At 39.7% G+C, this 12,264-nt stretch carries 8 protein-coding genes; 4 read left to right on the forward strand and 4 right to left on the reverse strand.

Annotation, left to right across the window (positions count from 1 at the left end; genetic code table 11):
• Positions 1-153: 153 nt before the first annotated feature.
• The gene (gene rho, locus EVU92_RS03485) at positions 154-1,413 is read left to right on the forward strand and encodes a transcription termination factor Rho (protein WP_062566226.1); all 1,260 of its coding nucleotides are present in this window, start codon (positions 154-156) and stop codon (positions 1,411-1,413) included.
• Positions 1,414-1,575: 162 nt separating this feature from the next.
• A complete protein-coding gene (locus EVU92_RS03490; protein WP_130050028.1) occupies positions 1,576-2,826 on the forward strand; it encodes a methyl-accepting chemotaxis protein in 1,251 nt (416 codons plus the stop codon).
• Here the strand turns inward: EVU92_RS03490 and EVU92_RS03495 are convergent.
• Positions 2,799-5,633 carry a tetratricopeptide repeat protein gene (locus EVU92_RS03495; protein WP_130050029.1) on the reverse strand — a complete coding sequence of 945 codons (2,835 nt, stop codon included), beginning with the start codon at positions 5,631-5,633 and terminating at the stop codon, positions 2,799-2,801. The two genes, EVU92_RS03490 and EVU92_RS03495, sit on opposite strands and share 28 nt — an antisense overlap.
• A 158-nt stretch (positions 5,634-5,791) precedes the next feature.
• On the opposite strand from EVU92_RS03495, the gene EVU92_RS03500 reads away from it, so the two are divergent.
• Positions 5,792-6,373, forward strand: a complete 582-nt coding sequence (locus tag EVU92_RS03500; protein WP_130050030.1) for a DNA-J related domain-containing protein — start codon at positions 5,792-5,794, stop codon at positions 6,371-6,373.
• A 9-nt stretch (positions 6,374-6,382) separates the two neighbouring features.
• On the opposite strand, the gene dbpA is transcribed toward EVU92_RS03500, so the two are convergent.
• Positions 6,383-7,771: an ATP-dependent RNA helicase DbpA gene (dbpA, locus tag EVU92_RS03505; protein WP_130050031.1), complete on the reverse strand. Its 1,389-nt coding sequence runs from the start codon at positions 7,769-7,771 to the stop codon at positions 6,383-6,385.
• 187 nt (positions 7,772-7,958) lie between these two features.
• Between dbpA and EVU92_RS03510 the strand changes: the two genes are divergently transcribed.
• Complete coding sequence (locus EVU92_RS03510; protein WP_130050032.1) at positions 7,959-8,915, forward strand: tetratricopeptide repeat protein; 957 nt, start codon at positions 7,959-7,961, stop codon at positions 8,913-8,915.
• Positions 8,916-9,230: 315 nt separating this feature from the next.
• Here EVU92_RS03510 and EVU92_RS03515 read toward each other — a convergent pair whose 3' ends face one another.
• Positions 9,231-11,189 carry a S9 family peptidase gene (locus tag EVU92_RS03515; protein ID WP_130050033.1) on the reverse strand — a complete coding sequence of 653 codons (1,959 nt, stop codon included), beginning with the start codon at positions 11,187-11,189 and terminating at the stop codon, positions 9,231-9,233.
• A 108-nt stretch (positions 11,190-11,297) separates the two neighbouring features.
• Positions 11,298-12,203: a DUF808 domain-containing protein gene (locus EVU92_RS03520; protein ID WP_130050034.1), complete on the reverse strand. Its 906-nt coding sequence runs from the start codon at positions 12,201-12,203 to the stop codon at positions 11,298-11,300.
• Positions 12,204-12,264: the final 61 nt, after the last annotated feature.

Here is a 12,264-nt window from a genome sequence, read left to right on the forward strand (position 1 = left end):
CTTTTTTTAGCTTTATTTTGTTTAAAGACTGGACGCCTTGCTAGTGACCTGCTAGTTTATAAAGCCAACTAATCCTTAGTTATACCAACAAACCTCACTCATGTATCAAACGATGATTTTGAGTATGACAATTGTAATAAAGAACCCACCAATATGCATTTACGCGAATTAAAAGACAAGTCTATTAAAGAGCTTGTAAACTTAGCTGAGTCCATGGGGCTCGAAAACGTAGCCCGTTTAAGAAAACAAGATATTATTTTCGCCATCCTAAAAGCGCATGCTAAAAGCGGTGAAAACATCTACGGCGGCGGTGTACTAGAGATCTTACAAGATGGTTTTGGTTTCTTAAGATCATCAGAAGCATCTTACTTAGCCGGCCCAGATGATATTTATGTATCACCGAGTCAAATCCGTCGATTCAGCATGCGTACTGGTGACTCAATTTCAGGCCTTATTCGCCCACCTAAAGACGGTGAGCGTTACTTCGCACTATTAAAAGTAAATGAAGTAAACTTCGACAAACCTGAAAATTCTCGCACTAAAATCCTATTTGAAAACCTTACCCCACTTCACGCTAACGAACGTTTACGTATGGAGCGTGGTAATGGTAGTACTGAAGACATCACGGCTCGTGTACTAGATTTAGCATCACCAATTGGTAAAGGCCAACGTGCACTCATCGTTGCTCCACCAAAAGCGGGTAAAACGATGCTACTGCAAAACATTGCGCAGTCAATCAGCTACAACCAGCCTGATTGTGAGCTAATGGTGCTTCTAATTGACGAACGTCCAGAAGAAGTTACAGAGATGCAGCGCCTTGTTAAAGGTGAAGTAATTGCCTCAACGTTCGATGAGCCAGCAAGCCGTCACGTTCAAGTTGCTGAAATGGTAATTGAAAAAGCGAAGCGTCTTGTTGAACACAAGAAAGATGTAGTTATCTTACTTGACTCAATTACACGCCTTGCTCGTGCCTATAATACTGTTATCCCATCATCAGGTAAGGTATTAACCGGTGGTGTTGATGCGAATGCATTACACAAGCCAAAACGTTTCTTTGGTGCGGCTCGTAACGTAGAAGAAGGCGGTAGCTTAACAATTATCGCAACAGCGCTTATCGACACTGGTTCGAAGATGGATGAAGTTATCTACGAAGAGTTCAAAGGCACAGGTAATATGGAATTACACTTAAATCGTAAGATTGCTGAAAAGCGTGTATTCCCAGCGATTGACTTTAACCGTTCAGGTACCCGTCGTGAAGAATTACTAACTAAACCTGATGAACTACAAAAAATGTGGATCTTACGAAAAATCGTTCATGAGATGTCAGAAATTGACGCAATGGAGTTCTTAATTGATAAGCTCTCAATGAGCAAAACCAATGATGAATTCTTTGACTCAATGAAACGTCAGTAAAAATTACTTTGTTTTTACAAATGCCTGTCTAATACAGGCATTTTTTTTATGTAAAACTAGGACATAACTCTTTAAAAGTTATACTTTTAAAGTGTTAGTTTATTGGTAATTTATAGAAATTTGTTCTATATATTAAAGGATTAAACGCTAAGGATTTCCTCAATGACTCGCATTAGAGTAGTTGTAGCTCTATTTATAATAAGCTTACTTAGTTGTATTGCTAGTTTTGCCATATTTGATTTTTCTATCACTGCTATGGCTGTACTTATGCTTGTTGTCGTAATCCCATGGCTTGTTCTAATTAGCTTTATTTATACAACTGATCAAAAGCAACAAGATTATTTAAGCTACTTTATTACGCATACCGCTTCTGAAAAGGGGATCGATTTTACTTTTCGCTTTGACGAAAATGACACCCAATTACCAAAAGAGTGTCATGCACTTAACGCAGGTTTAACAATGGCTGAGCATATGATAAGTGAAATATATGTATCATCAGCCCGCTTGTTACCAATGGCCGATGCATTACGTGATACTTATGCGTCAATGACTCAAAAAGCGACAATTCAAGATGCCCATGGCATTGACCTAGCAAACACAATTAATCGTATGATTGAGGTATCTAAAGAACTGGATAGAAGTCTTGAACAAATATTAAGCTCGGTATCAGATGCGACTAAATCAGTTCAACAAACTCGTTTAGACACTGATAAAAGCCAAGCAAGTCTCATAAAACTTGCCGATAATATCAACCTCACCAGTGAACAGATTATTTTACTTAAACAAGATAGTGATGCGATAGGCTCAGTCATTGATGTAATTAACAGTATTGCAGAGCAAACTAACTTACTTGCGCTAAACGCTGCAATCGAAGCCGCTCGAGCTGGTGAACAAGGCCGCGGTTTTGCAGTGGTTGCTGATGAGGTACGAAACCTAGCTGCTCGTACTAGTAAGTCGACACAAGAAGTGCGTGAGATGGTATCTAAAATTCAACATAGTACTGAACAAGCAAACCTATTAATGCAAACAGCACTTAAAGAAACGGAGCGCACGGTTGAGCTTTCTGAGGCTTCTACTAAAGAAACCAATAAAATTGAGCAAGCAATGCTAGAAATTAATGCGTTTTCTGAGAGTGTCCATGAGCAGGTAGCTATGCAAAGCCAGATGTCAGATGAAGCACAAGTTAGTATAGATGCAATGGTTGAGCTTAACTCTGATGCACTTTCAAGTTCACAAATACAAGCGGTGTCGAGTAAAGACTTAGTGCGCCTTGCACACTCTCTGGACGAAAAACTGTCAATGTTTCTTATCACTCCAACAGAAACCGATCAAGAGCAGCGTATTGATCATTCTAGGTTTGAAATGACTCAAGAGGTTGAACAAGTTCAAGACGGTGATATTGAGCTGTTTTGATCAACCGAAGCGTTGTGTAGATGCTCTAGTAATTGAGCAACCAAACTAGTTAAGTCAGCAGTTTTATCTTGCTTCAATGCCGATTCAAGTGCCATAGCACTATCCGCGATACCATCCAGTGCAAACATTTTCGCAGCACCACCGATTCGGTGAGCATCCTGTTGTAAATTAAATAGCTCATGGGCTGCAAAGTGCTGCTGTATCAACGCGCTTTCATGCTCAAAGCTATTAATAAAGCTTGCAACCAAATCACTCATATCTTGCTGAGATTTAGCTACTGCGCTGTCCTTTTTACAATGCTTAGCAAGTTGCGTATAAAATACTTTCTTATCAATTGGTTTAGCAAGGTAACCGGTGAACCCTGCTTGAAGATAACTGTCGATTTCGTGGCTAATAGCATTAGCCGTTAACGCATATACTGGCTGTGTAAAGCCGCACTCTTGTAATAACTTGAGCGCTTTTAAACCATCAAGTACTGGCATTTGAATATCCAGCAGTACCACATCAGGAAATTCCTTAAGGCACTGCTCTACAGCTTGCTCACCATTTTCTACCGCAATTACTTCAAGGCCCATAGATTCTAAATAACGAGAAATTAAACGGCGATTATCAGGGTGATCTTCAGCGAGTAGAACTTTCCCAGATAAACCTTTTACAACTGGCTGTACAAACTTTTCAGACTCTATCACATCAGAGCTTGGAGTACGTTCTTTACATGGTAAGTAAAACGAAAATATGCTGCCTTTATTTAGCTCACTTTCAACACTAATATAACCCCCCATCATCATTGCAAGCTGTTGCGATAAGCTTAACCCAAGCCCTGTCCCCCCAAAGCGTCGGCTAATACTGTTATCTCCTTGCCTAAAACACTCAAATATTTGTTTTAGTTGCTCGGTATTCATACCAATACCGGTATCAGTTACACGAAACCACACGCCTTGCTCTACTTTAGAGACTTTTAACTCTACTTCGCCTTGGTTAGTGAATTTAATTGCATTTGCACATAGGTTGATGAGTATCTGTTTTATGCGGGTAAAATCTAGCTGACAGTAAAACTGCTCGCCAAGCACATTATGAAAAGTAAAGTTAAGGCCTTTATCTTTAGCCTGACCACTGAGCATCGAGTGGACGTCGGTGAGTAATCGAACTAAATCACCTTCTTTTAGGCTTAACTCAAGCTTGTTAGCCTCGATTTTACTAATATCGAGAACGTCGTTAATCAGCTCTTTTAAATGATCGCTTTGTTTTTGAATCACGGCAAGCTCATCGTTTAACTGCTCTGGTTTATAATAACCATTCATTAAATTATCGGTTTGGCCCAATATTGCGGTTAAAGGAGTACGAATTTCATGACTAATATTTGCTAAAAACTGACTTTTAATTTCGTTAGCACTACGTAGTTGCTCTGCCGTTTCTTCAAGCTCCTTGGTCCGCTTAGCAACCATTAACGAAAGTTGCTCTTTTGCACCTTTTTCAATACTGCGACGGTAAATAGTAATACCCGTTACCACTATCATCACAAATAAGATAAACAACATAATGCCCAACTGACGCTGTTTTGACATTTCGAGCTCTTGTACATGCTGTAGCTGCTTCAACTCAACAATTTCTTGACTGAGCTGACTTGCTTGGATTTGGCTTTGTAGCTCGCTCATTGACTTTAATAATCTGATGCTTTGCTCACTTTTAAATGAACGAACAAACTCATCAAAACTAGCAACAGCTCCGGCATAATCTCCTTTTCCGGATTTAATCAGGGCCATCATTCCGGCGCCATCTTGCACTCTAAGATCGTCTTTATATTGTTTAGCCATAGAAACAGAGGTGGTGAGAGTTGCTTCAGCTTTATTTAGCTTACCTTGTAATAACTCGATTTTTGCCTGTGACAATAAGCCTGCAAGCTCTAAGGTTTTATTATCAATACTTTTTGCAAATTCAACTGCTTTTTCTGCATGACTTAAGGCAAGCTCTAAATCACCGGTGCGTAAATATACATTGGCGATATTAGCGTGGCGAGATGAGAGAAAGTAAGCATTATTCGTTTCTTGGTAGTATCTCAAGGCTCGCTGATAGTAGTGCAAAGAAAGTTGATACTGACCAAGTTCAGAATACGCAACCCCCATATTGCCATAAGACTGAGCTATGCCATCTTCATCGCCTAACTTTTGGAAAATCTCTAGCGTTTCTCGATACATTTCTAATGCAGTATCATAACTAGATAAACGAATATAAATACCTGCAATGTTGTGTAATATATCGGCTTTATCTTGTGCATTACCATGTTCTTCGTAAATATCTTTCGCTTCTTTGTAATATTTCAGCGCTTGCTCCATATTGAACATATCAAAGTAGGCAAGGCCAATGTTACTTAGCAAATTAGCCTCAGCAATTGGTTCAGGTAGCTTTTTGGCAATACTTAATGCTCTGCTGTAAGCAATTACCGCTTGCTGCATCAAGCCTTGATAATAATAAGTTACGCCCTGCATTTTTAGGGCAAGGAAATAGCGCTTTGGGGTCGCAGCAAAACTAGTTGCTTGCTCTGCCAATTGGTAATTTTTTACGGCCGCTGAGAAATTACCTTTAGCTAGAGCAAAGTCCCCAAGCTGCATGTATATATCGAGGCTTTGTTCTTGATTTGTTGTATTTTGATTAAGCAGTTTTTTGGCAAGCTGTTGCTTTTCTTGCCATTGCTCGGATTGGCTAAATTGCTCAAGTAATGAAGTGGATGCAAAGCTAGACTGCGAAAAAAACAAACTACAACTGAACATTAAAGCAGTGAGCAAGCTAACACGCAGTGATGTGAACATATGGCGAAATCCCTTAATATCAACTTAGCCTGAAAATGAGGTTATTTAAGCTCGGCTAAATGCATTCCCTAGTATCTAAAAACATTAGCGTAGTTTCAAAAAAGCAGCTGTGATAGCGTATACCACTGTAGATTACACTAAAGATAGGCTTGCGAACAATGGTTAACCCACTGATTGATGAGATTTTTTACCTTCTTTTGGAACAACCTGTTTGGAAGGTTCATACGCTTACCAGCGCACTTAGCGAATCAGGAAAAATTGAGCAATTAGATAATGACCCACAAAAAGATCTGTTTAAGCGCAACTTTTTAGTTATGAATGCTCTATATCAGCTGCAAACACAACTTGCACCAGAGCAACAGCTACAAATTGCCTCATTACATATTGAGCTTGTTAATGAGCAGATAAGTAACGCATTAGAAAATCACGATCCGCTGCGAGATTATTATTTAGATTGGCAAAACTATGATACAACGAGCGATGAGATTGATGCGATGTTAACTGATTTTTGGCAGCGCTTTTCATCATATAGTCCAAAAAGGGTCATTCTCTCGCTATCTCAGCAGCAGCTGTTGGAATTACAACAGGCGTGGCAGCTACCTACTGATTTTTCGGAAAAACAGTTACAAAAGCGTTGGCGACAACTGGCGCTAAAACACCACCCAGACCGCCAAGGCTGTGCAATTGAGTTTAAGAAAATACAACTTGAATATGAGCAACTTAAAGCTAGCTGCTCATAACTCAACAATTTATCTGCTCAAACGTCGCGCACGAATTTTACGCTTTTTAATATTACCTTCAGTCAATTTACGTAATGCAGGTTTTGCAGCAGCTCGCTCCACAGCAATAAAAGCCACATTATCAAGTACGTTAATTTTACCTACCTGATGACCTGCAATCCCTTCTTTGCCTGTTAATGCACCTAAAATATCACCGGCACGAATTTTTTGCTTTTTACCAGCATCAATCATAATCGTTGCCATAGTAGGCTTATAAGCGGGTTTTTCGAGCAAGCTAAATGGAGGAATCGGTTCTGGGTCAAAATCACGCTCATAGTGGTCACCTATTTGTGCCACTTTAAATTGCTCAGCTTCACCATAAATAGAACATGCTATGCCCTTTTTACCTGCTCGACCAGTACGGCCAACACGGTGAACATGGGTTTGTGGGTCATGTGCTAGATGATAGTTCACTACCATGTCCATGTCATTGATATCTAAGCCTCGTGCTGCAACATCCGTTGCCACCAAAATACAGGCACTTTTATTAGCAAAGCGGATTAAGGTACGTTCACGTTCACGTTGATCTAAATCACCGTGTAAGGCAACCGCACTAAACCCTTCAGCATAAAGGTCATCACAAATCTGTTGTGTTTCAACCTTGGTGTTACAAAAAACCACACAGCTTTCTGGCTGGAACTTCAATAACAACAGCTTCAATGTATTAAAGCGCTGTTTGTTGTTATCTAGCTTGTAAAAGTATTGTTTGATTGTGCTTTTGGTTTGCTCTTCTTCTACCTTAATCATTTCAGGATTGCTAAGTACTCTCTCAGCAACAGCTGCTATTGATTTTGGATAAGTCGCACTAAACAATAACGTTTGACGTTGATTTGGAATGCACTCAACAATAGCATCAAGGGTATCTTGAAAGCCCATATCTAACATTTGGTCAGCTTCGTCTAACACTAAGGTTTCGACATCATCTAAGCGTAATGTGCCTTTGCGAATGTGGTCGTCAACACGACCAGGGGTACCGACAATAATATGTGCGCCATGTTCTAGCGAACCAATTTGTGGACCAATAGAGACACCACCACATAAAGTTAAAACTTTAATATTATGGATACCACGTGCAAGCTTACGCACTTCTTCAGCTACCTGCTCTGCTAGCTCTCGAGTAGGGCACAAAATTAGAGACTGAATTCGAAACCGTTTCACATTTAACTTAGCCAACACACCTAAACTAAATGCAGCCGTTTTACCCGACCCCGTTTTTGCTTGGGCAATAATATCTTTGCCTTGTAAGATCACTGGCAAACTTTGCGCTTGTACTGGCGTCATTTGCGTATAACCTAAAGTTGATAAGTTATCGGTTAACTCTCGCGGCAAAGCCAAAGATGAAAAAGCAGTAGCAGTCACAGTAATATTCCAAACTTGATAATTGAGGGACATCCTCGAAGATGCTGTGGATCATAGCAGAGAATGTGCTGTTTCTCTAAACGAAAACACCGTTCGACATGTTTAATTCATATTTGCTTACAGTTTGCCGCTTTCTAACTCTCTGCATTTGTTCTAGTTTATTGATAGCAATCTTCAGGAAGAAACTATGCTTCTATTTAATACCGCTGCAGCTGATGTTGTTTATAAAAAACAAAAAACGTGCCCTCACTGCCATAGCGAACATTATTCTTTAAGCAATCATAGTAAAGTTTTACGCTTTACTATTTTGCCCATCATCCCACTATCTATTAATTATCAAAGACAATGTGATGACTGTGGCTATGTTACTCCTGCACCTTGGTATTCATTGCCAGCCTTAGAATTAGTGTCGTTTATAAAATACTTTATTGGTCTATTCTTCATCGTTTACCTATTAACAAATGCATTTATCGGTGCGAATGAACAAACTGAAAATGAGCAAACTTACTTAAACGAGCCAAAGTTATTTGATACCTATTTTGTCTATTCAGATAAATTTACTGGCAAACCAAAACGTATTAACAACTTAAAAGTAGCTCAGCTCGTTGAATTTGATGATAAAAACATGACTTTTAGAGTTGCTAACTACACTTACAAGTACAATAAAGACATCGAAATTGCCATGCGTACCAGCATGCTAGTTCAAGATGATTACTTTTCTAGTAAAACCCTGACTTTCAGTAAGTCACAAATAAAGCAGCTTTATGATGAAGGCAGCATTTATAAAATTATGCGACCTGAACTTTATAGTTTATTTGGTGGTTTTGTTATGCACCCGCCTAGACCTAAGCCTTTATATACGGGCGTTAAGCTCGATAAACATAATCAGGAAGGGATTACTTACTTCAAAGATGGCCTATACGAGGAAGCGTTGAAAAGTTTTACGCTGTCTGCGGAAGATGGTTATGCATGGGGGCAATTAAACTTGGGTCAGATGTATCGTGATGGCCAAGGGACAGAAGTGAATAACGAAAAAGCAGCTTACTGGCTCAACAAAGCTACCTTACAAGGGAATCCTAAAGCAAAGATTGAGCTCGCAGAGCTATGCTTGAGTTACGATTGTAGTAAATTGAATACTCAATAATCTATTACCCATAAACATCACTCAGCAGAAACCATCCTAATAACATGACACTCGCTATTTACTTTTAATTTGTTATGTTATAACGTTTTTATGTGCCGCAGTATTTATACTCTTTTGTTGGTGTTTATAATTACTTGTTAGCAAAAGCAGAGTCACTCTCTCTGCTCTGTTTTAGAGAGTACAGCTGGGTAGTATTGCCTGATAAACGAATCGTCTTTTGAGTTTGTTTAACTTGAAGGAAGACCTTGCACACTAGCACGCTTACGTTCCCGTGCTAAATCCTTGCCGGCGAGCTTGCTCGCCGGCATTTTTCTTTTAAAGCTTTAAATGTTCATCTAAGAAGGCCAATACTTTTTTGTAGTATAAAGCACGGTGCTCTTCTTTATAAAAACCGTGACCTTCATCATCAAGAATAGTTATTTCATATGGATGCTTAGCTTTTTTCAAAGCTGCTTCTAATGATTCAGCTTGCTCAATGGGCGCACGTTCATCTTCACCACCATGTACAATAAGAACAGGTGCTTTTAGCTTATCGACATTATAAGCAGGCGAGAATGCTTTTAGTTCTGCCTCATCAGTACCAATCACTGTTTTTAGGTAATTAAGTCCATGACTGCGCGCTTGCGTGTCACCCTCTTCATACATAAGAGGCAAGTCGTAAACCCCCATCAGGCCTATTGCACACTTGAACATATCTGGTTCGATTATCGCGCTTTGTAGAGCAGAGTAACCACCAAAGCTGGCACCCATAATACAAATGTTATCTTTATCAACCGTGCCATCTTTTATTAATAGTTTTACACCATCAATAATATCGTGCTGAACATTTTGTCCCCACTGGCGATAACCGGCTTCTTGGAAGTTCATACCAAACCCCTCTGAACCACGGAAGTTAACCTTGAGCACTGCCATACCTTTATTCGCTAACATTTGTACTTCTGGGTCGTAACCCCAGTAATCACGAGCGATTGGGCCACCATGCGGCATAACAACTAAAGGTAAGTTTTTCTCAGCTTTGCCATTTGGCACAGTTAAATAAGCAAGAATTGTTAAACCATCGCGGCTTTTAAAACGCAGTGGTGTGGTTTGCGCCATTTCATCTTGATTTATCCAGCCTCGCGCAGAGAAAAGCGCTCTTAACTTATTGGTATTCGCATCATAAAGATAATATTGCCCAGGGTTTATATCGCTCGATGCGAAAATAATATTTTTTGAGTCGTCTTCTGTACTACTAACTAGCTGTACTTGACTGCCTGGCAGTGCGCCCAATAAATCTTTAAGGCGCTGTGATTTAGGCGAATTACTATCAACAAACGCATAGCTTGGGTAGTCAGCCTCAGTTTCTATTGCAAATAACTCTTTAGAGATTTCATCAACCCAAATATGCGACGGCGAAACATGCTTATCTTGGAAGATTTTGGTGACTTCTTTGGTTTTTAGGTTAATTTTAATAAGGCTTTCTGCTTCTCCACCTTTTGATGCAGTGGCATAGACAGACTCACCAGATTTATCAAACGCCTTTAATGAGATATCGGTGTAATTAATACCTTCTAAATCAAGCTCTTTCCAAAAACCACCTTCAGGCTCTCGAACATGAATTGTCGCATTGAGGTAATCGTCACTTGATACAGCGATACGAACATTGCCATCATGGTCTGTTAAAAAACGTCCCATAGGTGCAGGTGATCGCGTAATTAGGGTGCGCAGACCGCGATAAACATCGACTTCATATACAACGGTAGTTGGTTCATTGGTTGCAGTCCATGGGTAAGTGACAACCAAAACTTTTTTATCATCATGCAGTAAAGGATCTAAAAGGTATGAGGTTCCTTGGACTGGAGTTTGTTTTTTTAATCGAGTACCCGTTTGCTGCTCACCATGATAACCAATTACATATGCGCCACGGCTACCATCAACATTCACAGCAAATAACTCACCATAATAAATAGGGGTATCTTGCCAGCCTTTTAAATACTCTTTTTCAAGAATAACACGCTCATTGTTTACCCAGTGGTATTCGCCAACCTGTGCATTACCCGGAAAAGCAACCGCGTGAGTTACTGCAAACTTGCTTGTATCAACAATGATGAGTGAATTTTTACCTTCGTGCTTTTTAATAGCAGCGACGTAATTGCCATCAGGAGAGATGGTTACACGACTAAAGTCATTACCTTTACTAAAATCTTCTACCGATAATTTTGCAGATTTAGCGAAACTGGTAAATGACAGCGTAAATAACGCGAGCCCCAGCATAAAAGTGAGGTATCGAGACATAATTAACTCCATTTAACGATTTAATTGTTATATTTAGCTGAGCAATAATAAAGCAAAGCCCCTATTTTATATACAAAAAATCAACAAAAATGGTTAATTTGATACTTTCTAATGACGAGTTTTATGCCAAAATTCAACCACTAACACAACGATAATTCCGGCAACAACGCCCAATAAACCATCAAATATAATTGGCGTAGCCAACTCACCTGTTTTACCAAGTAAACCTGTTACAAACTCAGCGCTACCCTGTTGGGCGTGATGCAAAACGGGGATCCCATGTACCAATATGCCTCCGCCAACTAAAAACATAGCTACCGTTCCTGCAAAGGCTAAAAAGCGCATTAACTTAGGTGCTGACGCAAGTAAAAACTTACCCACTAGCTCTTTAAATTTACCACCACTTTGCTGCGCTTTTTGCAGTAGATACAAACCAGCATCATCAAGTTTAACAATCCCTGCAACTAACCCATACACACCAATGGTCATAATAATTGCAATTACACTTAGCACTAAAGCTTGATTAACCAGCGTTGCACCAGTAACTGTACCTAAAGTTATCACGATAATTTCTGCAGAGAGGATAAAATCGGTGCGGATCGCCCCTTTCACTTTTTGCTTTTCGTATTCTTGTAAGTCCAGTTGTTCAGCCAAAGTTTCATCTTCTTGTTGAGCATGACCAAACAGCTTTTCGATAATTTTCTCTGCACCTTCAAAGCACAAAAACAGCCCGCCAACCATTAACAGCGGAGTGATTAACCAAGGTAACCAAACACTAATCAATAACGCTGCCGGCACTAAGATGGCTTTGTTGATAAACGAGCCTTTTGCTACAGCCCAAACCACGGGCAACTCTCTATCGGCGGTTACCCCAGTGACTTGCTGAGCATTCAGAGCGAGGTCATCACCTAACACCCCTGCTGTTTTTTTTGTTGCGACTTTACTCATCGTCGCAATATCGTCTAAAAGTGTTGTAATATCATCAAGTAAGGTTAGTAAATTAGTGCCTGCCATGGTGGTTCCTTGCCCATTAAATACATTATCAACATAACTTATCCTGTCATTTTCACCAACG

It is taken from the genome of Pseudoalteromonas sp. MEBiC 03485, assembly GCF_004195145.1.
Taxonomy (GTDB): domain Bacteria; phylum Pseudomonadota; class Gammaproteobacteria; order Enterobacterales; family Alteromonadaceae; genus Pseudoalteromonas; species Pseudoalteromonas apostichopi.